This is a genomic window from Lentzea sp. NPDC037011 (genome assembly GCF_055607425.1).
On record NZ_JBVJRT010000017.1, the window covers coordinates 28,994 to 50,531 of the forward strand.

General features: G+C 69.5%; 19 protein-coding genes and 2 pseudogenes. 17 read left to right on the forward strand and 4 right to left on the reverse strand.

Annotated features, from left to right (window positions below):
• Positions 1-159 precede the first annotated feature (159 nt).
• The 6 genes from ACZ7CH_RS36840 (at position 160) to ACZ7CH_RS36865 (ending at position 6,682) form a co-directional block, all read left to right on the forward strand.
• The gene (locus ACZ7CH_RS36840) at positions 160-1,839 is read left to right on the forward strand and encodes an ABC transporter substrate-binding protein (RefSeq protein WP_360396898.1); all 1,680 of its coding nucleotides are present in this window, start codon (positions 160-162) and stop codon (positions 1,837-1,839) included.
• A gap of 43 nt (positions 1,840-1,882) precedes the next feature.
• A complete protein-coding gene (locus tag ACZ7CH_RS36845; RefSeq protein WP_360396897.1) occupies positions 1,883-2,887 on the forward strand; it encodes an ABC transporter permease in 1,005 nt (334 codons plus the stop codon).
• A gap of 4 nt (positions 2,888-2,891) precedes the next feature.
• Positions 2,892-3,815 carry an ABC transporter permease gene (locus ACZ7CH_RS36850; protein WP_458429704.1) on the forward strand — a complete coding sequence of 308 codons (924 nt, stop codon included), beginning with the start codon at positions 2,892-2,894 and terminating at the stop codon, positions 3,813-3,815.
• Between the two features lie 6 nt (positions 3,816-3,821).
• Positions 3,822-4,820, forward strand: coding sequence for an ABC transporter ATP-binding protein (locus ACZ7CH_RS36855; RefSeq protein WP_458429703.1), 999 nt, complete (start codon positions 3,822-3,824; stop codon positions 4,818-4,820).
• Positions 4,817-5,923, forward strand: a complete 1,107-nt coding sequence (locus ACZ7CH_RS36860; protein ID WP_360396894.1) for an ABC transporter ATP-binding protein — start codon at positions 4,817-4,819, stop codon at positions 5,921-5,923. Before ACZ7CH_RS36855 ends, ACZ7CH_RS36860 begins: the two co-directional genes overlap by 4 nt.
• Before the next feature lie 177 nt (positions 5,924-6,100).
• Entirely contained in the window at positions 6,101-6,682 is a 582-nt protein-coding gene (locus ACZ7CH_RS36865) for a TetR/AcrR family transcriptional regulator (protein WP_470376048.1), read from the forward strand.
• 20 nt (positions 6,683-6,702) lie between these two features.
• Here the strand turns inward: ACZ7CH_RS36865 and ACZ7CH_RS36870 are convergent.
• Positions 6,703-7,125: pseudogene (locus ACZ7CH_RS36870) on the reverse strand (DedA family protein); the annotation flags it as partial.
• Positions 7,126-7,216: 91 nt separating this feature from the next.
• Between ACZ7CH_RS36870 and ACZ7CH_RS36875 the strand changes: the two are divergent.
• The 4 genes and pseudogenes from ACZ7CH_RS36875 (at position 7,217) to ACZ7CH_RS36890 (ending at position 11,740) form a co-directional block, all read left to right on the forward strand.
• The gene (locus tag ACZ7CH_RS36875; protein ID WP_470376049.1) at positions 7,217-7,912 is read left to right on the forward strand and encodes a DUF4184 family protein; all 696 of its coding nucleotides are present in this window, start codon (positions 7,217-7,219) and stop codon (positions 7,910-7,912) included.
• Positions 7,913-8,115: 203 nt separating this feature from the next.
• Positions 8,116-9,633 carry a discoidin domain-containing protein gene (locus tag ACZ7CH_RS36880; RefSeq protein WP_470376050.1) on the forward strand — a complete coding sequence of 506 codons (1,518 nt, stop codon included), beginning with the start codon at positions 8,116-8,118 and terminating at the stop codon, positions 9,631-9,633.
• 29 nt (positions 9,634-9,662) lie between these two features.
• Positions 9,663-10,867: pseudogene (locus ACZ7CH_RS36885) on the forward strand (MFS transporter); the annotation flags it as partial.
• Between the two features lie 6 nt (positions 10,868-10,873).
• On the forward strand, positions 10,874-11,740 hold the full coding sequence (locus ACZ7CH_RS36890) for a hypothetical protein (protein ID WP_470376080.1): 867 nt from the start codon (positions 10,874-10,876) through the stop codon (positions 11,738-11,740).
• On the opposite strand, the gene leuA is transcribed toward ACZ7CH_RS36890, so the two are convergent.
• On the reverse strand, positions 11,730-13,523 hold the full coding sequence (gene leuA / locus ACZ7CH_RS36895) for a 2-isopropylmalate synthase (protein ID WP_470376051.1): 1,794 nt from the start codon (positions 13,521-13,523) through the stop codon (positions 11,730-11,732). The genes ACZ7CH_RS36890 and leuA overlap by 11 nt on opposite strands.
• A 400-nt stretch (positions 13,524-13,923) precedes the next feature.
• Between leuA and ACZ7CH_RS36900 the strand changes: the two genes are divergently transcribed.
• Genes ACZ7CH_RS36900 through ACZ7CH_RS36910 form a run of 3 tightly spaced genes read left to right on the forward strand, consistent with a single transcriptional unit; the run spans position 13,924 to position 15,036 of the window.
• On the forward strand, positions 13,924-14,220 hold the full coding sequence (locus tag ACZ7CH_RS36900) for a hypothetical protein (RefSeq protein WP_360385018.1): 297 nt from the start codon (positions 13,924-13,926) through the stop codon (positions 14,218-14,220).
• An 18-nt stretch (positions 14,221-14,238) separates the two neighbouring features.
• Entirely contained in the window at positions 14,239-14,526 is a 288-nt protein-coding gene (locus ACZ7CH_RS36905; RefSeq protein WP_360385020.1) for a hypothetical protein, read from the forward strand.
• A 9-nt stretch (positions 14,527-14,535) separates the two neighbouring features.
• Positions 14,536-15,036: an NUDIX domain-containing protein gene (locus tag ACZ7CH_RS36910; RefSeq protein ID WP_360385022.1), complete on the forward strand. Its 501-nt coding sequence runs from the start codon at positions 14,536-14,538 to the stop codon at positions 15,034-15,036.
• Here the strand turns inward: ACZ7CH_RS36910 and ACZ7CH_RS36915 are convergent.
• Together ACZ7CH_RS36915 and ACZ7CH_RS36920 are read right to left on the reverse strand one after the other, a co-directional pair.
• Positions 15,022-15,582 carry a nitroreductase family protein gene (locus ACZ7CH_RS36915; protein WP_470369648.1) on the reverse strand — a complete coding sequence of 187 codons (561 nt, stop codon included), beginning with the start codon at positions 15,580-15,582 and terminating at the stop codon, positions 15,022-15,024. The two genes, ACZ7CH_RS36910 and ACZ7CH_RS36915, sit on opposite strands and share 15 nt — an antisense overlap.
• Positions 15,582-16,802, reverse strand: coding sequence for a hypothetical protein (locus ACZ7CH_RS36920; protein ID WP_458429698.1), 1,221 nt, complete (start codon positions 16,800-16,802; stop codon positions 15,582-15,584). The genes ACZ7CH_RS36915 and ACZ7CH_RS36920 overlap by 1 nt, the downstream gene beginning before the upstream one ends.
• Positions 16,803-16,908: 106 nt before the next feature.
• Here ACZ7CH_RS36920 and ACZ7CH_RS36925 point away from each other — a divergent pair, with 106 nt between their 5' ends.
• From ACZ7CH_RS36925 to ACZ7CH_RS36940, 4 genes are all read left to right on the forward strand, one after another.
• Positions 16,909-18,174, forward strand: a complete 1,266-nt coding sequence (locus tag ACZ7CH_RS36925; protein ID WP_360385028.1) for an aspartate kinase — start codon at positions 16,909-16,911, stop codon at positions 18,172-18,174.
• The gene (locus tag ACZ7CH_RS36930; protein ID WP_360385031.1) at positions 18,171-19,235 is read left to right on the forward strand and encodes an aspartate-semialdehyde dehydrogenase; all 1,065 of its coding nucleotides are present in this window, start codon (positions 18,171-18,173) and stop codon (positions 19,233-19,235) included. The genes ACZ7CH_RS36925 and ACZ7CH_RS36930 overlap by 4 nt, the downstream gene beginning before the upstream one ends.
• Before the next feature lie 154 nt (positions 19,236-19,389).
• On the forward strand, positions 19,390-20,130 hold the full coding sequence (locus ACZ7CH_RS36935) for a class I SAM-dependent methyltransferase (RefSeq protein WP_470376052.1): 741 nt from the start codon (positions 19,390-19,392) through the stop codon (positions 20,128-20,130).
• Positions 20,127-21,524, forward strand: coding sequence for a gluconokinase (locus tag ACZ7CH_RS36940; protein WP_470376053.1), 1,398 nt, complete (start codon positions 20,127-20,129; stop codon positions 21,522-21,524). The genes ACZ7CH_RS36935 and ACZ7CH_RS36940 overlap by 4 nt, the downstream gene beginning before the upstream one ends.
• Positions 21,525-21,538: the final 14 nt, after the last annotated feature.

Below are 21,538 nucleotides of genomic sequence, written 5' to 3' on the forward strand. Positions count from 1 at the left end.
CTGGCGTGCTCACGTTGGGTCAGCGCGCATGCGCCGGACGTATCAGAATGCCTGGTCTAGTGGCCGGATCGTGACCTGGACTACCTCGGGAGGGGTATGAACAACGGTTATGGTCGGCGACCACACCGTGAGATGTGCGGATTGTCCAAGGGGTGTTTGATGGTCCACTCAGTAACGGCTCGCCGCCGTTGGGTAGCCGCGATCGGCTTCCTCAGCGTCAGCGCGCTGGCCCTGTCCGGTTGCGCGCAATCCCAGCGCGACTCAGGGGGCGGCGGCCAGCAGGGCGGCACGCTGACCTTCGGTGCCGCAGGCGCGCCGAAGCTGTTCGACCCGTTCTACGCGACCGACGGCGAGACCTTCCGGGTCGCCCGTCAGATGTACGAGGGTCTGGTCGGCTTCAAGCCCGGCACCGCCGAGGTCGAGCCCGCGCTCGCCGAGAAGTACGAGCCCTCCGCTGACGGCAAGACGTGGACGTTCACCCTCAAGGAGAACGTGAAGTTCCACGACGGCACCGCGTTCAACGCCGAGGCGGTCTGCTTCAACTTCGAGCGCTGGTACAACCAGAAGGGCGCCGGCCAGTCCGACGCCGTCTCCCAGTACTGGCTGGACAACTTCGGCGGGTTCAAGGGCACGCCGGACAAGCCCTCGCTGTACAAGTCCTGCACGGCCAAGGACGCCAAGACCGCGGTCATCGAGCTGAACGAGGTCACCTCGCAGTTCCCGTCGGTCCTCGGCTTCACGTCGTTCTCGATCTCCAGCCCCGACGCGCTGAAGAAGTACGACGCCGACAACGTCCAGGCCGCAGGTGACTCGTTCACCTACCCGGCCTACGCCACGGAGCACCCGACCGGCACGGGCCCGTTCAAGTTCAGCAAGTACGACAAGGCCAACAACACCGTCGAACTCGTCCGCAACGACGACTACCACGGCACCAAGGCCAAGCTGGACAAGATCGTCTTCAAGATCATCCCGGACGAGACCGCCCGCAAGCAGGCGCTCAAGGCCGGCGACATCGACGGCTACGACCTGCCGAACGCGGCGGACTGGGCCGGTCTGAAGACCGACGGCTTCAACGTGGCGATCCGCCCGGCGTTCAACGTGTTCTACCTGGGCATCAACCAGAAGAACAACCCGAAGCTCGCCGACCTCAAGGTCCGCCAGGCCCTGATGTACGCGATCAACCGCGAGCAGCTGGTCAAGTCGCAGCTGCCCGAGGGCGCCAAGGTCGCGACGCAGTTCATGCCGGACACGGTGAACGGCTACAACAAGTCGATCCCCGAGGTGAAGTACGACGTCGAGAAGGCGAAGGCGCTGCTCGCCGAGGCCGGTGCCACCGACCTGACCCTGAAGGCCTACTGGCCGTCCGAGGTCACCCGCCCGTACATGCCGTCCCCGAAGGACCTGTGGGGCGCCATCGCCGGCGACCTGCAGAAGGCCGGCATCAAGCTGGACGTCGTCACCAAGCCGTGGAACGGCGGCTACCTGACCGACGTCGACAACGGCATCCCGGACGTGTTCCTGCTCGGCTGGACCGGTGACAACGGCACCGCCCACAACTGGGTCGGCACGTTCTTCGGCCGCACCGACAACCGCTTCAACACCGGTGTGTCGGCGTGGGGCGCCTCGCTCGCCTCCGACCTCGCCAAGGCGAACTCCGAGCCGAACGAGGGCAACCGCACCAAGCTGTACGAAGAGGTCAACAAGAAGATCATGGAGGAGTACCTCCCCGCGATCCCGATCTCGTACTCCCCGCCCGCTCTGGTGTTCAAGTCGGACATCAAGGGTGTCGTCCCGAGCCCGTTGACCGACGAGAGGTTCGGTTCGGCCTCCAAGGGCTGAGTCGACCAGCTCCCACCACAAGAGAACAACGGGGTAGCTCACAGTGCTCCGCTACACCATTCGACGGCTGGTCCAGCTGGTCGGCGTGGTGCTGGTGCTCTCGCTGCTGCTCTTCGCGTGGCTGCGCGTACTCCCAGGAGGGCCGGTCTCGGCCCTCCTGGGAGACCGCTCCACACCGGAGAAGGCGGCGGAGCTCACCAAGCAGCTCGGCCTCGACCAACCGATTTTCGTGCAGTACTTCAAGTTCCTCGGTCGCGCGGCGACCGGCGACTTCGGCGTCTCCACCGGTGTCCAACCCGGTGACTCGGCGCTCGACATCTTCCTCCAGCGGTTCCCCGCCACGCTCGAACTGAGCTTCTTCGCGATCCTCATCGCGATCGCGGTCGGCGTCCCGCTCGGTTACCTCGCCGCGAAGCGCCGCGGCGGCTGGTTCGACAACCTCAGCGTCGTCGGCTCCCTCATCGGTGTCGCCGTTCCGGTGTTCTTCCTGGCCTACGTGCTCAAGGGCGTGGCGTCGTCCACGCTCGGCCTGCCGTCCAGCGGCCGCCAGGACGCCATCGACGCCACCCGCGTCACCGGCTTCTTCACCCTCGACGGAATCCTCACCGGCGAGTGGGACGCGACGTTCAACGCGCTGGAACACCTGATCCTGCCGGCCGTCGCGCTGGCGACGATCCCGTTCGCGGTGATCTTCCGGATCACCCGCGCCGCCGTCCTCGACGTGCTCGACGAGGACTTCGTGCGCACGGCCGAGTCGAAGGGCCTCACCGCTCCGGTGATCCGCCGCCGGCACGTGCTGCGCAACGCGATGCTGCCGGTCGTCACCACGATCGGCCTGCAGACCGGTGCGCTGCTGTCGGGTGCGGTGCTCACCGAGAAGGTGTTCTCGTTCCCCGGTGTCGGCGAGGCGCTCGCCATCGGGTTCGAACGGCGCGACTACCCGGTGCTGCTGCTGTTGATCATCATGGCCACGAGCGTCTACGTCGTGGTCAACCTGCTGGTCGACCTCTCGTACGCGCTCATCGACCCGCGCATCAGGACGAGGTGAGACCGTGGCACTGGGAGTGACCAAGAAGGAAAAGATCGACGGTCTCGCGGAGAGCGCGGGCACCTCGCTCGCCGCCAGCGCGTGGAAGAGGCTGCGCCGCAGCCCGGTGTTCCTCACCGGCGCGGTGATCATCGGCATCTTCATCGCGGTGTCGCTGCTCTCGCCGTGGCTCGCGCCGCACAACCCGGCCGACCCGATGCTGATCGATCAGGTCGTCAAGGCGCGCAACGAGATCCCGCCCGCCCAGCCGGGCCACCCGCTCGGCGGCGACCTGCAGGGCCGCGACTTCCTGTCGCGCCTGCTGATCGGCTCGCAGCAGACGCTGATCGTCGGCATCGGCGCGACGGTCATCGGCCTGACCGGCGGCCTGATCCTGGGCACGCTCGCGGGCGCGCTCGGCGGCTGGGTCGACTCGCTCGTCATGCGCGTCGTCGACGTCATGCTGTCCCTGCCGTCGCTGCTGCTCGCGTTCTCCATCGCGGCGATGTTCGCGCGGCCCAGCCAGTTCACCGTGATCCTCGCGGTCGCGATCGTGCAGATCCCGGTGTTCGCCCGGTTGCTGCGCGGTTCGATGCTGGCGCAACGGCACAGCGACCACGTGCTCGCGGCGACGGCGCTGGGCGTGAAGAAGGGCGCGATCGTGTTCCGGCACATGCTGCCGAACTCGCTCGGTCCCGTGATCGTGCAGTCCACGCTCGTGCTGGCCACCGCGATCATCGAGGCGGCGGCGCTGTCGTTCCTCGGCCTCGGCAACCCGGACGACCGGGTGCCGGAGTGGGGCCAGATGCTCGGCGACGTGCAGAAGGTGTTCGACACCCACCCGCACCTCGCCGCGTGGCCCGCGGTCTGCATCATCATCGTCGCGCTCGGTTTCACCCTCATGGGCGAGACGCTGCGCGAAGCCCTCGACCCGAAGAACAGGCGGTGAGTCGTCGTGGCACTGCTCGAAGTTCGTGACCTCTCCGTCGTGTTCCAGCGCAAGGGCGAACAGCCGTTCACCGCGGTCGACGGCGTCAGCTTCGACGTCGAACCCGGTCAGACGGTCGGGCTCGTCGGCGAGTCGGGCTGCGGCAAGTCGGTGACCTCGCTGGCGATCATGAGACTGCTGCCCAAGCGCGGCGCCAAGATCACCGGTTCGGTGCACTACGACGGCACCGACCTGCTCAAGCTCTCCGACAGGGAGATGCGCGACCGCCGCGGCCGCGACCTCGGCATGGTCTTCCAGGACCCGCTGTCGTCGCTCAACCCCGTCGTCCCGATCGGCCTGCAGGTCACCGAGGTGCTCGAACGGCACCGCGGCCTGGCCCGCAAGGAAGCGATGATCGAGGCGAAGGACCTGCTGGACAAGGTCGGCATCCCGGACCCGAACCGGCGGCTCAAGGAGTACCCGCACCAGCTCTCCGGCGGCATGCGGCAGCGCGCGCTCATCGCGATCGCGCTGGCGTGCCGGCCGAAGCTGCTGATCGCGGACGAGCCGACGACGGCGCTGGACGTGACCATCCAGGCCCAGATCCTCACGCTGATGAAGGAACTGGTGCAGGACCTCGGCACCGCGCTCGTGATGATCACCCACGACCTGGGTGTCGTCGCCGGCCTGTGCGACGAGGTCAACGTGCTGTACGGCGGCAAGGTGGTCGAGAAGGCCATGCGGCACAAGCTCTTCTCCGAGCCGCGCCACCCGTACACGCACGGCCTGCTCGCGTCGATCCCGCGGCTCGACGCCCCGCGCGGCGAGAAGCTGACGCCGATCAGGGGCTCGGTCGCCGACAACATCCCGTGGACGAGCGCCTGCGCGTTCGCCCCCCGGTGCCCGAACGCGCTCGACGTCTGCCGTGCGGAGACGCCCGCGGAGGTCGACAAGCTCGGTCGCCTGCTCCGCTGCCACAACCCGGTGGTCCCGGGCACCCCGGCCGCCGAGGAGGTGTCGGTATGAGCGAGACCCTGGTGTCCGTGCAGGACATGAAGGTGCACTTCCCGATCAAGCGCGGTGTCTTCTTCGACCGCACGGTCGGCCACGTCTACGCCGTCGACGGCGTGGACCTGGAGATCCGGCGCGGCGAGACCTACGGCCTGGTCGGCGAGTCCGGTTGCGGCAAGTCCACCCTCGGGCGGGCGATGCTGCGGCTGAACGAGCCGACCGCGGGCAAGATGGTCTTCGACGGGCAGGACTTCTCGGCCCTCAAGGGCGAGGAGCTGCGCAAGATGCGGCGCCGGATCCAGATGGTGTTCCAGGACCCGCTGTCCTCGCTCGACCCGCGCCAGTCCGTGGAGTCGATCCTGGTCGAGGGCCTGCGGGCGCACGGCCTGGACAAGGGCAAGGAGGAGACCGCCAAGCGCTTGCGCGAGCTGCTCACCGCGGTCGGCCTGCCGACGTCGGCCCTGCGCAAGTACCCGCACGAGTTCTCCGGCGGTCAGCGGCAGCGCATCGGCATCGCGCGGGCGCTGGCGCTGGAGCCGGACCTGATCGTCGCCGACGAGCCGGTGTCCGCGCTGGACGTGTCGGTGCAGGCGCAGGTCGTGAACCTCCTGGAGGACCTGCAGGAGCAGTTCGGCCTGACCTACCTGGTGATCGCGCACGACCTGGCGGTCGTGAAGCACATCTCCGACCGGGTCGGCGTGATGTACCTCGGCGGGCTGGTCGAGGAGGCCGACTCCGAGGACCTCTACGCCGAGCCGCTGCACCCGTACACGCGGGCGCTGCTGTCGGCGATCCCGGTGCCCGACCCGGTCATCGAGGACCGGCGTGAACGGATCCTGCTCGCGGGTGACCTCCCGTCGCCCGCGAACCCGCCCACCGGCTGCCGGTTCCACACCCGGTGCCCGTGGCGGCAGCAGACCCGCTGCGACACCGAACGCCCGGTGCTGCGCGAGCTCAAGCCCGGCCACAAGGTGGCGTGCCACTGGGCCGAGCAGATCCGCTCCGGCGAGATCCAGCCGCACGAGGTGAAGCCGGTCCTGGTCGAGGAGGGCGACGGCCTCTCCCCGGACGTCCCCCTGGTCGGCCCGGCCTCCGTCACAGAGGCGCTCAACCCCTAGCTCCGATGTCACGCGGGGGCCCCGCGTTCCCTTCCGGGGAACGCGGGGCCCCCGCGTGCCGTTTCAAGGGGCACGCGGGGACCTTTCGTGCTCCAGGAGAGTACGAAAGCTCCCCGCGTGCACTCGTTTCAAGGGGAGTGCGGGTGGGGCTTGAGGGGGGTCCGCTGTCGTGGGCGGATGGACAGTCGTGCGGCGATCCTGCTGAGGGCGGCGGAGATCGCGTCCGTCGACGGGCTCGAAGGAGTCACGATCGGGCGGCTCGCGGTCGAGCTCGGCATGAGCAAGAGCGGGGTGTTCTCGCACTTCGGCTCCAAGGAGGAGCTGCAGCTCGCGACCGTGCACACGGCGTCGGAGATCTTCGCGCACGAGGTCGTGGTCGCCGGCGGCACGGTTCACGACCTGTGCGGGCGCTGGCTCGACTACTCGAAGCGGCGCGTCTTCCCCGGCGGCTGCTTCTTCGTGGTCACGCGCTCGGAGTTCGCGGCCAGACCCGGCCGCGTGCGCGACGCGCTGATGCTGTTCCACCTGCGCTGGGTGTCACTGCTGGAACGGCTGTGCGGTGACGCGCAGCTGGCGTTCGAGGTCGACGCGCTGCTGACGGCCGCCGACCGGTTCGCGGTGCTCTACGACGACGCCTCGGCGTACGAGAGGGTGCGGTTGGCGTTGCGCGCACGCCACACCATGCCGATCGGCACGGAGATCAGCATCGCGACGCCCAGGGACAGCAGCATCGCGAGCCAGGCCTCATCGATGATCTGACCGCCGATGTAGCCCACGGTGGCGGGGTAGAGGCTCCACACCACGGACCCGACGGTCGCGACCGGCAGGAAGCGCCGCAGCGGCCACTTCAGGGCCCCGGCGAGCATCGCGCCGACGATGCCGCCCGCCGGCAGGAACCGCGCCACGACCAGGATCGTCTCGCCCCTGGTCGCCAGCTGGTCGGCGGTCCACACCACCATCGCCCGCGCCTTGGCGTTCTTGTTCACCTTGTCGAGGGCCCTCATGCCCATCCGGCGGCCTGCGGTAAAGTTGATCATGTCGCTGGCCAGGCAGCCCGCGGCGGCCACGGCGATCACCAGGTACAGCGGAACCTCACCGGACGCGGCCAGGACACCGGCGCCGATGAGCACGGCCTCCGTCGGTGCCAGCGGCACGACGGCGACCAGGAACAGCACGACGAGACTGGCGGCTGCGGTGCTCATGATCTGTGAACGTACGTGACGCGGCTGAACAATCCCGACCTGGGTGTTTCTTCAGCCCGCCCACAGGGTGGAAGTCGATCTACACTCTCGCGTGCCCTTCACCCTCGCCCATCCCGCCGCCGTCCTGCCGTTGCGCCGGTTCCTGTGGTTCCCGGGGCTGGTGGCGGGTGCGGTCGCGCCCGACCTGGGCTACTACCTGCCGGTGCTGCCGACGCACGACGTCCTGGGCGGCTCGCTGGCGGCGGTGGTGTTGCTGCTGGTCGGGCGGTTGCTGCTGCCGTCGGTGCTGGCGTTGTCGCCGGAGCCCGTGCGCACGAGGGTGCCGCACCCCGGCCCGTTGCGCCGGCCACTGCGGTGCGGGCTTTCCGTGGTGGCCGGTGTGCTGACGCACCTGGTGTGGGACGCGGTCACGCAGACCGACGGGTGGTTCGTGCAGCGGTGGGACTGGTTGACCACGTCGGTCGTCGGCCCCCATCGGCTCTACAACGTGATCGGCTACGTGTCCTCCGCAGGGGGCATGCTGCTGTTGGGCTGGATGGCGGCACGGTGTCCGAAGGGGCATGACTGGCGGGCATGGTCCGGGATTTCCCGGTCCATGTTCCGGGCGCTGATCGCCGTCGCAGTCGTGGTCGGCGCGGTCTGGTCGTTGTCCGATCCGGTCAGCCAGGTCAGCGCGTATGACTGGGTGCGCGCGCTGCTGGTGGGCGGTATGCAGGGGCTGGGCGCCGGTCTGCTGCTCAACGCCGCGGCGTGGCGGTTCGCCGAGTCATCGCATGACAGGCGATGACTGCTCGGTTCCGCCGGTGAAGCGCTGATCTGTCACGCGTTCATCCGGCACTTCTGCCGTTGACCTGTGTCTTCGAGCACGTCTAACCTCCGACCTTAATAGGAAAGCTTGTTTACCAATCCTTCGCCGCCACCCTTGCCCAGGAGGACGAAGTGATCAGAAAGCACACCAGAACAGGTGTCGCCGTCGCAGTGTTGGCGCTGGTGATTCCGCCTCTGGCGGCATCAGGACCGGCGCAGGCGGCCGACTCGCTGCTCTCGGCGAACAAACCCACCACCACCTCCTCCACCGAGGCCGAGACCTTCGGCGGAGCCAACGCCGTCGACGGAGATCCGACCACCCGGTGGGCGAGCCTCGAAGGCGTCGACCCGCAGTGGGTCGCCGTCGACCTGGGTGGCGCCGCCACCATCTCCAAGGTCAAGCTCACCTGGGAGGCCGCGTACGCCTCCGAGTACAAGATCCAGACGTCGAGCGACGGCTCGTCGTGGAGCACCAAGAAGACCCTGACCGGGCAGAACGGCGGCGTCGACGAGACGGCGCTGAGCGCGTCCGGCCGGTACGTGCGGATCTACGGCACGAAACGCGGCACGGCCTACGGCTACTCGCTGTTCGAGCTCGAGGTCTACGGCAGCTCGGTGAACGGCGACGTGACCGCGCCGACCGCGCCGTCCGGGCTGACCAGCACCGGCACCACGTCCAGCTCGGTCGGCCTGCAGTGGACCGCGGCGACCGACAACGTCGGTGTGACCGGCTACGAGGTGCTGCGCAACGGCAGCGTCGTCGGCACGCCCACCGGCACCACGTTCACCGACACCGGGCTGGCCTCCGGCACGGCGTTCACCTACACCGTCAAGGCGCGCGACGCCGCCGGCAACCTCAGTGCCGCGAGCAACGCGGTGCAGGCGACCACCCGGCCGCCGGCACCCGGCGACACCATCACGGTCGTCGCCGCCGGTGACATCGCGTCGCTGACGAACACCGAGCACTACGAGACCGCGAAGCTCATCGACCAGATCAAGCCGAACCACATCCTCACGGTCGGCGACAACCAGTACGACAGCGGCACGCTCACCGAGTTCCGCAACCACTACGACAAGTCGTGGGGCCGCTACAAGAGCATCACCCACCCGGCGACCGGCAACCACGAGTGGGAGGACAACCTCAACGGTTACAAGTCGTACTTCGGCGCTCAGGCCTACCCGGCCGGCAAGCCGTACTACAGCTGGGAGGCCGGCGACTTCCACTTCGTGTCGTTCGACTCCCAGAAGATGTACGACACCGGTGCCGACTCGACGCAGCTCGACTGGCTGAAGGCCGACCTCGCCGCGAACACCAAGGCGTGCGTCGTCGGGTACTGGCACCATCCGCGGTTCAACTCCGGCGAGTACGGCGACAAGTCCAAGATGTCGGCGCTGTGGAACGTCTTCGCCGACGCCAAGGCCGACCTGGTGCTCAGCGGGCACGACCACCACTACGAGCGGTTGAAGCCGCTCAACAAGAGCGGTGCGGTCGACGAGGCCAACGGCCTGCGCTCGGCGATCATCGGCATCGGCGGCGACTACCTGTACGACGCGGTCAAGCCGCGCACCGGGGTCGAGAAGTGGTTCGCCGACACCCACGGCGTCGTGAAGTTCACCCTGTCCGGTCGCTCCTACTCGTGGGAGGTCATCGACACGGCGGGCCGGGTGCGCGACAAGGCCGGTCCCTTCACCTGTCGCTAGTCGCACCTGGCTGTTGATCGGAGGCCGTCGTGTACATCGCAACCGCAAGACAAGCCCCGGCTTCGGGCGGCACCGGCAGGATCGCGGGGAACGTCCTCGCGCTGGGCGCGGTGTCCCTGCTCACGGACGTCTCGTCCGAGATGGTCACCGCGATCCTGCCGCTCTACCTCGTGCTGGGACTGGGGTTCTCCCCGCTGCAGTTCGGTGTGCTCGACGGCATCTACACCGGTGTGACCGCACTGGTGCGCGTCGTCGGCGGTCATGCGGCTGACCGCTGGCAACGCCGCAAGTTCGTCGCGGGCCTCGGCTACGGGATCTCGGCGCTGGGCAAGCTCGGCCTGCTCGCCGCCGGGACCTCGGCCACCGCGATGGGGCTCGTGCTCGCCGGTGACCGCACCGGCAAGGGCCTGCGCACCGCGCCGCGGGACGCGCTGATCACGTTGAGCAGCGAGCCCTCGGCGCTCGGCCGCGCCTTCGGCGTCCACCGCGCCATGGACACCGTCGGCGCGTTCCTCGGCCCGCTGGTCGCGTTCTGCCTGCTGTGGACGCTGCCCGCGCGCTACGACGTGGTGTTCGTCGTCAGCTTCTGCTTCGCCGCACTGGGTTTCCTGGTGCTCGTGCTCTTCGTCCGCGACCACCGCGACGTGCTGCCCCGCGTGGCGGTGTCGCTGCGGAACGCCTTCGGGCTGTTGCGGTCCAGGCCGTTCCGGCGGGTCTGCCTGGTCACGTGCGGGCTCGGGTTCCTGACGCTCGGCGACGGTTTCGTCTACCTGTTGCTGCAGAAGAAGCTCGACGTCGAGCTCGCCTACATCGCGTTGCTGCCCCTCGGCACGGCCGGCGTGTACCTGCTCGCCGCCGTGCCACTGGGGTCGCTGGCCGACCGGGTCGGGCGGTGGCGGATCTTCCTCGCCGGCCACCTCGCCCTGCTCGGTGCGTACGCGCTGCTCGCGGGCGCGTCCGGGATCACCCTGCTGGTCGGCGTCCTGCTGCTGCACGGGGTGTTCTACGCGTGCACGGACGGGGTGCTGATGGCCGTCGCCGGGCCGATGGTCCCCGACGAGCTGCGCACCTCCGGTCTGGCCCTCCTGCAGACCGGCCAGGTCCTCGCCCGTGCCGCCTCCTCCGTCCTCTTCGGTGCACTGTGGACGTGGTTCGCGTGAGGAGGGTCCTGATCGTCCTCGCCGCCGTGGTCGTGCTCGGCGCCGGCGCCACCGCCTACGCCCTGCGCACTCCCGGCGAGATCTCCGTTGCCGTGGAACGGGGTCCGGTCGAGCTCTCGTCCGGCCGGCTGCTGTTCGTGGACGAGGCGAGCGGCAAGGTGGCGTCCGTGCCGCTGACCGACCCGTCCGGTCCACGACGGGTCAGCTCGTTGTCCTGCAAGCGCTTCTACACCTCCGGCGGCCGGGGGCTGTGCCTCGCGGACGCCGCGGGCCCGTTGCCCGGTGCGACCGCGGTGTTCGTCGACCGCGGCCTGACCGAGCGCCGGCGAGTGGAGGTCGACGGCGTGCCCAACCGCGCCAAGCTGTCCGCGGACGGGCGGATGGCGTCGTGGACGACGTTCGTCACCGGCGACTCGTACGCGCAGGCCGGCACGTTCTCCACCCGCACCGCGATCTTCGACCAGGAGACCGAGGTCTACGCCAGCAACGTCGAGGGCACGAGCGTCGCCGGCATGAAGACGACCAACGACATGAACTGGTGGGGCGTCACGTTCGCCACCGACGACCGCACCTACTTCGCCACGATGAGCACCGCCGGCAAGACCTACCTGGTGCGCGGCGACTCGACCGACGAGTCCGCGACAACGCTGCGGGAGAACGCGGAATGCCCGTCGCTGTCACCGGACGGCAAGAAGGTGGCGTTCAAGAAGCGCGTGCCCGGCGACGGCGCGCGACCGTGGCGCCAGCACGTGCTCGACCTGACCACGATGGTGGAGACACCGCTGGCCGAGACCCGCGGGATCGACGACCAGGTCGTGTGGCTCGACGACGACACCATCGCCTACGGCCTGCCCGGCGAGGGCATCTGGGCCGTGCCGGCGAACGGGGAGGGCGCGCCGCGGCAGCTGGTGCCGCACGCGTCCTCCCCGTCCGTCGCTACCGGTTAGCGCGGTTGACGGCGCTGACGATCGCGCGGAACGACGCCGCCACCGTCGACGAGTCGATGCCCACGCCCCACAGCACGCGGTCGCCCACGGCGCACTCCACGTAGGCGGCCGCGCGGGCGTCGTCACCGGCGGACAGCGCGTGCTCGGCGTAGTCCATGACCCGCACGTCGTACCCGATGGACGCGAGCGCGTCGACGAACGCGGCGATCGGGCCGTTGCCGGCCCCGGTGATCTCGTGCTCCTCGCCGTCGATCAGCAGCACGGCGGTGATCTCCTCGCGCCCGCTGCCGTCCGACGACGCCCGGTGCCGCAGCAGGTGCAGCGGGACCTTGCCGTGCAGGTACTCCTCCGCGAAGGCGTCCCACATCTCCTTCGGGCCGATCTCGCCGCCCTGCGTGTCGGTGACCTCCTGGATCACCCGCGAGAACTCGATCTGCAGCCGGCGCGGCAGGTCCAGGTGGTGCTCCTGCTTCATCAGGTACGCCACACCGCCCTTGCCGGACTGCGAGTTGACCCGGATGACGGCCTCGTAGTTGCGGCCCACGTCCTTCGGGTCGATCGGCAGGTACGGGACCTCCCACGGGTACTCGTCGACGTGCTGGCCCGCGTCCTTCGCGTCGGCCTCCAGCGCCTCCAGGCCCTTCTTGATGGCGTCCTGGTGCGAGCCGGAGAACGCGGTGAACACCAGGTCACCGCCGTACGGGTGCCGCTCGGCCACCGGCAGCTGGTTGCAGTACTCGACGGTCCTGCGGACCTCGTCGATGTCGCTGAAGTCGAGCTGCGGGTCGATGCCCTGGCTGAACATGTTCATCGCCAGCGTCACCAGGCACACGTTGCCGGTCCGCTCGCCGTTGCCGAACAGGCAGCCCTCGATCCGGTCAGCACCGGCCAGGTATCCCAGCTCCGCAGCGGCGACGCCGGTGCCGCGGTCGTTGTGCGGGTGCAGGCTCAGGATGATCGAGTCGCGGCTGTCCAGGTTGCGCGACATCCACTCGATGCTGTCCGCGTAGACGTTCGGCGTGGCCATCTCGACGGTGGCGGGCAGGTTGATGATCAGCGGCCGCTCCGGCGTCGGCTGGATGACCGCGGTGACCGCGTTGCAGACCTCGAGCGCGTAGGACAGCTCGGTGCCGGTGTAGGACTCGGGCGAGTACTCGTAGCGGAACTCGGTCTCCGGGTAGCCCGCCTCCTGCGCCTTCGCGAACTTCGCGGCGTCCACGGCGATCTTCTTGATGCCCTCGCGGTCGCTGCGGAACACCACCCGCCGCTGCAGGATCGACGTCGAGTTGTAGAAGTGCACGATCGCCTTGCGAGCCCCGCGCAGCGACTCGAACGTCCGCGCGATCAGCTCCTCGCGGCACTGCGTCAGCACCTGGATCGTCACGTCGTCCGGCACCGCGCCGTCCTCGATGATCTCCCGGACGAAGTCGAAGTCGGTCTGGCTGGCCGCCGGGAACCCGACCTCGATCTCCTTGAAGCCCATCCGCACCAGCAGGTCGAACATCTTCCGCTTGCGCGCGGGCGACATGGGGTCGATCAGCGCCTGGTTGCCGTCGCGCAGGTCGACCGCGCACCACAGCGGCGCCTTCTCGACGCGCTTGGCCGGCCAGGTGCGGTCGGGTACGTCGACGACCTCCACCACCTCGTGGAACGGGCGGTAGCGGTGGAACGGCATGCTGCTGCCCAGCTGCGGGTTCCAGGAGGGCTGCGTCGACGGGGCCGGGCGCGCGGGCTGGCGGATGCGGCTCGAACCGGAGGTGTACGCGTCAGGTGAGGCAGACATTTCGGGGTAGCTCCTGCTGGTCGTGAATCAGACGACCGGCGGCAACGCTGAGTCCCGCGACGGGGGGCCGGTCTGGATCAGACCCCGTCACGGCAGCGAAGCAGGAGGGAACGCCACACGCCGAACAGAGTAGCCATAGGGGAGGGGGAGATGGAACTCGACGACCGGATCGTGGGACGTGGCTGTTCGGCGCGGCGTACTTCCAGCCTGGCGAGGCGGCTGTTCCCGGGGCTCCGGCTCGACCAAAGCCCGCGCCGGTCGGCCCGTGCGTCCGTCCAGCTCAGCGCAATGACCCTGTCGGTGCAAGCGAGTACGGTCGAACGCAGGGGCGCCGAAAACAAAGGGGACCCCTGCGCAAGCCTGCGGTTTGAAGCAACACAAACCCGGGAAGTTTTCAGGTATGTCCAGATTACGTACGACTAGTGGCCGCGGCACGGCTTCACGCGTGATCAGCGGCATCGGTGCGGTCTTCGCGATCATCGAGGTCCTGTACATCCTCATGATCGTGCTCGGCGCGAACCAGGCCAACGCGTTCTTCCGGTTTGTCGGCTCCCTCGCGGAACCGCTCGCCCTGTTCTTCCCCGGTCTGTTCGCCACGGGCAACTACAACGTCGATGTCCTGCTCAACTACGGACTCGCCGCCGTGTTCTGGCTGGTCGTCACCGGCCTGCTCGCCCGCGCGGTGTCACGCTACTGAAGAGTAGATTCCTGACCCATGCGTACGCGCGTGGTCGGAATCGTCGCAGGGATCTTGAGCTGGGTCGGCCTCGCGCTGGCGGTGGTGCTCGTCGTTCACGTCGTGCTCACCGTCGGCGGGGCCAACCCGGAAAATCCCATCACCAGCACCGTCAAGGCGATTGCCGAGCCGGTGTCCTTGGCGTTCAGGAACCTGTTCGAGCCGAGTGATGCGAAGCTGCGGACCATCGTCAACTTCGGGTTGGCGGCGATCTTCTGGCTGGCCGTTCGAGCGATCGTCCTCAAACTCGTGAGGCGTCTCGGCTAGCGTTTGACCATGGCGCGCGACGACTTCTGCGACAACTGCGGCACCGCGTACGCGGACACGTCCGCATACCCCCGCAAGTGCCCCCGCTGTGCGCACATGGTGTGGGCGAACCCGTCGCCGGTCGTCGTGCTGCTCGTGCCGGTCAAGGACGGGCCCAGGACCGGGTTGCTCACGGTGCGGCGCGCCATCCCGCCGGTCGGGCAGCTGGCGTTCGTCAGCGGGTTCATGGAGCGCGGCGAGTCGTGGCAGTGCAGTGCGGCGCGCGAGCTCGAAGAGGAGGCCGGCGTCAGCGTCGACCCCGGTGAGCTGCGGCCGTTGCACTTCGTGTCCACGCCGGACGGCGGCACGGTGCTGTTGTTCGCCACCGCGCCCGCCATCAACGCCGAGGACATGCCGCCGTTCGTGCCGAACGAGGAGGCGTCCGAGCGGAAGGTCATCTTCGAGTGCGAGCCGTTGGCGTTCCCGCTGCACAACGAGGTCGCCACGAAGTACTTCTCAACCGAACAGTGACTCGCCCCAGGTGCCGGTGAACACCGTCTCGGACAACGGCAACCGCTGGCGTTCCCGCTGTTCGCGAGCCTGGAGGTCCTCCGGCAGGTCCGCGAGGTCCCCGATCCGGCCCACGGCCATCGCCACCAGCGGGCGCACGTCGGCGGGCATCGCGAACGCGGTGTGGGTGGCTTCCCCGTCGAAGCCGCCCATCATGTGCGTGACCAGGCCCAGGTCGACGGCCTGCAGGGCGATGTTCTCCATCGCGAGACCCAGGCCGAACTCGGCGTTCGGGATCGGTCCGCGGTCGTCGGTCGTGAGCACGCAGCCGACGAGCAGCACGGAGGCGCGCACCGCCCACGTCTGGTTGCCGGGGCGCAGGGTGTCGAAGACCTTGTCGAACGTCGGGGTGCCGCGGTGGCCCACGACGAACCGGGCGGGTTGGCTGTTGCCGTGCGACGGGGCCCAGCGGGCGGCCTCCAGCAGCACGCGCAGCTCGTCGTCGGACACGGTGGCGTCAGCGGAGAAGGCGCGAGGGCTCCAGCGCTGCGAGATCAGCTCGTTCATCAGATCGCATAGTCCCAAACGGCGAGCGCGTACGCACCGAACCAGGCGCTGAACAGGACGGTCACGCCGAGCACGGTCACGAGGGTGGACAGCCGGCGGCGCGCGAGGACCAGGGCCAGCGGCACCAGCAGCGTGAACGCCGGCAGCAGCAGGCGGGCCTTCGAGTTCATCAGGCCGTTCGAGCCGAGGTCCATGACCAGCACGCCGATGCCGTAGACGACCAGCGGCCACTCCAGGCGGCGCTGGAAGGCGTAGACGACCAGGGCGATGGCCAGCACCAGCAGCCAGACCGTGCCGATCTCCAGCGCCGAGCGCGGTTCGCCGAGGTGTTGCAGGGCGAACGTCCAGGTCGCCTCGCCGCCGTCGAACTTCGAGCCCCAGCCGCGTTGCTGCACGCCGAACCAGCCGGCGAGGTCGCCGGTGCGGACGGCCACCCAGCCGAGGTAGCCCAGCAGGCCGACCGGGGCGACCAGGCCACCGGCCCACGCCCGCCAGTCGCGCCGGTCGCCGAGGACCGCGACCAGGGCGGCCAGGCAGACCGCCGCGATCAGCGCGCCCGCGGTCGGGCGGACCAGACCCGCGGCCGCGCAGCAGACACCCGCCACGACCCACTGCCTGCGCACCACGCCGACCAGCGCCCACACGGCGAACGCGCAGAACGTGGCCTCGGAGTAGGTCATCGACAGCACGATGCCCATGGGGGAGGCGGCGAACAGCGTGACCAGCACCAGACCGGCACGCGAGGAGCCGGTGCGGACCGCGCGGCCGAGCACGAACAGGCCGTACGCGCAGAACAGGCCGCTGATCAGGCTCACCGCGAACGCCGCGCCCTGCACGCTCACGCCCGGCAGGCCGTCGACCCACCTGACCAGCGCCGGGTAGCCGGGGAAGAACGCGAGCGGGGTCTCCGCCGACCGCTTGCCCGCCGCGTCGACCAGGCGCATCGGCACGCCGTTGTAGCCGTGCTCGGCGATCGCCAGGAACCACTCGCCGTCCCACGAGCCCAGCTCGCCGGCCACGGTCATCCGCGTGCCGCCGCGGCTGTTCTGGTGGTCGACCATCCAGCCGAGCACGACCAGGCCGAGCTGGCGCACGAAGAGGTAGATGAGCGCCGGGGCGACCCACAGCGCGGCGGGGTGTCTCAGCAGTTCGCCGACGCGGGGTCGCGGAGCGCGTTCGGGCATCGAGGGAGAAGCCTCCACCACATCGACTGACGACACCCGGACAGAGTAGTCACGCGCATCACGGCTCCAGAGTCTCACCAGGTGGTCCGGGTAGGCTGCCTACGACGTGCGGTTTTAGTCGCGTGTGAGGGAGGTTGGGTCGGTGGCGCTCGTCGTCCAGAAGTACGGCGGTTCATCGGTGGGAAGTGCCGAGCGGATCAAACGCGTGGCCGAGCGCATCGTCGCGACCAAGAAGGCGGGCAACGACGTCGTTGTCGTCGTGTCGGCCATGGGCGACACGACCGACGAGCTGCTCGACCTCGCCCACCAGGTCGCCCCGGTGCCGCCGGTGCGCGAGCTCGACATGCTGCTCACCTCGGGTGAGCGGATCTCGATGTCGCTGCTCGCCATGGCGATCAACACGCTGGGTGCCGAGGCGCGGTCCTACACGGGCTCGCAGGCCGGCGTGATCACGACGTCCGTGCACGGCAAGGCCCGGATCATCGACGTGACGCCGAGCCGGATCCAGGACGCGCTCTCGGACGGGGCGATCGCGATCGTTGCCGGGTTCCAGGGCGTGAGCCAGGACTCCAAGGAGATCACCACGCTCGGCCGCGGCGGCAGCGACACCACGGCGGTGGCGCTCGCGGCGGCGACGAAGGCCGACGTGTGCGAGATCTACACCGACGTGGACGGCGTCTACACCGCCGACCCGCGCATCGTGCCGAACGCGAGGAAGCTCGACACGATCACCTACGAGGAAATGCTCGAGATGGCCGCCTGCGGCGCGAAGGTGCTGATGCTCCGCTGTGTGGAGTACGCCCGCCGCTACGGCGTCCCCGTGCACGTCCGTTCGTCGTTCAGCAACAAGACCGGAACCATCGTGTCCGGTTCAGTGGAGGACGCTTCCGTGGAACAGGCGATGATCACCGGCGTCGCGCACGACCGGTCCGAAGCCAAGATCACCGTTACCGCCGTCCCCGACCACCCCGGCATCGCGGCCAAGATCTTCCGGGTGGTGGCGCAGGCGGAGCTCGACATCGACATGGTCGTGCAGAACGTCTCGCAGGCCGCCTCCGGCCGCACCGACATCACGTTCACGCTGTCGAAGGACGACGGCCCGCGTGCGGTGGCCGCACTGGAGAAGGCCCGCGGCGAGATCGGGTTCGACCAGGTCCTCTACGACGAGCACGTCGGCAAGGTGTCGCTGATCGGCGCGGGCATGCGCTCGCACCCCGGTGTCACGGCCACGTTCTGCGAGGCGCTGGCCACGGCCGGCGTCAACATCGACATCATCTCCACCTCGGAGATCCGCATCTCGGTCATCTGCCGCGACACCCAGCTCGACGACGCCGTGCGCGCCCTGCACGACGCGTTCGACCTGGGCACCGACGAAGAGGCCGTCGTCTACGCAGGGACTGGCCGATGACCGCCCCCGTGCTCGCGCTGGTGGGCGCGACCGGTGCCGTGGGCACCGTGATGATCGACATCATGAACACCCGCTCCTCCGTGCCGTGGGGCGAGATCCGGCTGATCGCGTCCGCGCGCTCGGCGGGCAAGAAGATCAACGTGCGCGGCCAGGAGCTCACGGTCGTCGCGCTCTCGCCGGAGGCCTTCGACGGCGTCGACATCGCGATGTTCGACGTGCCGGACGAGGTCTCGGCCGAGTGGGCCCCGATCGCCGCCGAGCGCGGTGCCATCGCGATCGACAACTCCGGCGCGTTCCGCATGGACGCGGACGTGCCGCTGGTCGTGCCCGAGGTCAACGCGGACCAGATCGACAACCGCCCGCGCGGCATCATCGCGAACCCGAACTGCACGACGCTGTCGATGATGGCGGCGCTCGGTGCCCTGCACCGCGAGTTCGAGCTCAAGGAACTCGTCGTCGCCTCCTACCAGGCGGCGTCCGGCGCGGGCCAGTCCGGCATCGACCGCCTGTACGCCGAGATCAGCGCGCTGGCCGGCAAGGAGGCGGGGGTCGTCGCGGGTGACGTGGCGCAGGCGCTGTCCGCCGCCGGCCTGTCCGCCGAGGACTCGCCGTTCCCGGCCCCGCTGGTGCTGAACGTGGTGCCGTGGGCGGGTTCGGTGAAGGACGACGGCTGGTCGTCGGAGGAGCTGAAGGTCCGCAACGAGGCCCGCAAGATCCTCGGCATCCCCGACCTGAAGGTCTCCGCCACCTGCGTGCGCGTCCCCGTCGTGACCACGCACTCGCTGGCCGTCCACGCGACGTTCGCCCGCGAGGTCACCGTCGAGGCGGCGCACAAGATCTTCTCCGAGCAGCCGACCATCGTCCTCGTCGACGACCCGGCGGCGGGCAAGTTCCCGACGCCCGCCGAGGTCGTGGGCGGCGACCCCACGTACGTGGGCCGCGTGCGGCAAGCGCTGGACTTCCCGAACACGCTCGACTTCTTCGTGTGCGGCGACAACCTGCGCAAGGGCGCCGCGCTGAACACCTACGAGGTCGCGGAAGAGCTCGCGAAGCGCCTCTGAGCCGACGTGGAGGGCCCCTGTCACCCGAGCCGACTCCGGTGACAGGGGCCTTCTGCTGTCCGAATGAGACCTGAGCCGCTGCAACGACCCGGACCCACCGCGCAGGCGGCCGGGGAGTGGTTCCGCCGCCACCCGCCCACCTAGGGTGGTCGGCATGGCGGAGAGCGACGAGCAGTACGACGCGCTGGGGGCGGTCTACGAGCGCGCCAAGCACATCCCGACCGGACTGGCCGAACGCGCCACGCTGCTGTCGGCCGTCGGGGACGTGCGCGGCCGGAGCGTGCTGGACGTGGCCTGCGGCACCGGTTTCTACCCGCGGCTCTTCCACGACCTCGGTGCGACGCGGATCGTGGGCGTCGACTCGGCCGGTGAGATGGTCGGCTACGCCCGGTACGTCGAGGACCGTGAACCGCGCGGCATCACCTACGCCCAGCACGACGCCACGAGCCTGCCGGTGCTCGGCGAGTTCGACGTCGTCACGGCCGTGTGGCTGCTCGGGTACGCCGACGACGTGCGCGCGCTCGACGTCATGATCGGCAACTTGACCGCGAACCTCGCGCCCGGCGGGCGGCTCGTCGTCGTGGTGCCGAACCCGGACGGCGACTGGGACCTGTTCGCGCAGTACGGCCGCTACGGCTACGAGATCACCCGCACCGGGCCGATGGACGTCAAGCAGCCGGTCGGCGTGCACGTGCTGGGCGACCCGCCGTTCGACTTCGACTCCTTCTTCTGGGAGCGCGGCGTGTTCGACGAGGCGTTGCGGCGTGCCGGGCTCGTGGACGTGACGCGCCACCCCGTCGTGCTGCCGGACGACGACCGCGGCGCCGAGTTCTGGGAACCGCTGCGGACCTCGCCGAGCTTCGCGGTCTTCAGCGCGGCGGAGGGCGAGTCGTGATCGTCCTGGCGGTCGACCTCGGCACCACGGCCACGAAGGTGGTCGCGGTGGACGAGCAGGCGCGCGTGGTCGCCTCGACCGAGCGCAGATATCCCATGCGCACCAGCGGTCTTGAGGCGACGCACGACCCGCTGGTGGTGCTCGCGGCAGCGTTCGACGCGCTGCGCGAGCTGGCCTCCGACGACGTGCGCGCCATCGCGTTGACCGGCGCGATGCACACGATCATGGGGCTGGACGCGGACCTCAGGCCCGTCACCGAGTCGCTCAGCTGGGCCGACAACCGCGCGGTCGAGCAGACGGAACGGTTGCGCGGCACCGAGGAGGGGCGCGAGCTGCACCGGATGACCGGCGCGCCGATCCACTCGTTCACGCCGCTGATGAAGCTCGCCTGGTTCCACGAGAACGGCGTGCGGGCCGCGAAGTGGTGCGAGATCAAGGACTTCGTGCACCTGCACCTGACCGGCGTGCTGCTGAACGAGCACTCGTCCGGCTCCGGCACGGGCCTGATGGACATCCACTCGCTGCAGTGGCACGCGCCGTCGCTGGAGTTCGCCGGGGTCACCGCGGACCAGCTCCCGCCGCTCGTCGACCCCACGCACGCCACCCCGTTGACCGCGGAGATCCCGGGGCTGCGCAAGGGGATTCCGGTCGTCGTCGGCGGTGGCGACGGGCCGTTGGGCAACCTCGGCGTCGGCGCGGCCACGCCCGGCGCGGGGGCGGTGTCGCTCGGCACCTCGGGTGCGCTGCGGGTGGCCCAGCTGGGACCGGGCATCGACGACCAGGGCCGCACGTTCAGCTACGCCATCGCCGAGGGGCTGTGGGTGCGGGGCGGGGCGATCAGCAACGGCGGTGTGGTCGCGCAGTGGGCGTCCGAGACGTTCGGCGTCCCGGTCGGCGACCTGCTCGACCAGGCGCTGCACGCCGACTCCGACGGGCTGGTGGCGCTGCCGTACCTGCTCGGCGAACGCGCGCCGTGGTGGGACCCGACCGCGCACGCCGCGTTGCTCGGCCTGCGCCGCGAACACACGCCGGCGCAGATCACCAAGGCCCTCGTCGAGGGCGCCTGCCAGCAGCTCGCGCTCGTGCTCGACGCCGTTCCGCTGGTCGAGTCGATCCGGATCACCGGCGGGGCGTTCCGCGCGCAGGTCTGGGCGCAGGTGCTGGCGAACGCGCTGGGGATGCCGTTGCACCTCACCGAGGACAGCGGCGGCTCGGCCGTGGGCGCCGCGCTGCTGGCGTGGCGGTCGCTGGGCGTGATCGAGTCGCTGACCGTCGACCTCGTGCGGCCGATCAGGACGATCACGCCGGACCCGGACGCGATCACGCGGTACGCGATGGCCCGGCCGTTCGTGGCGAAGGCCTACCGGGCGCTGGAGGACCTCTACTCCGTGTGATCTTGAGTACATCA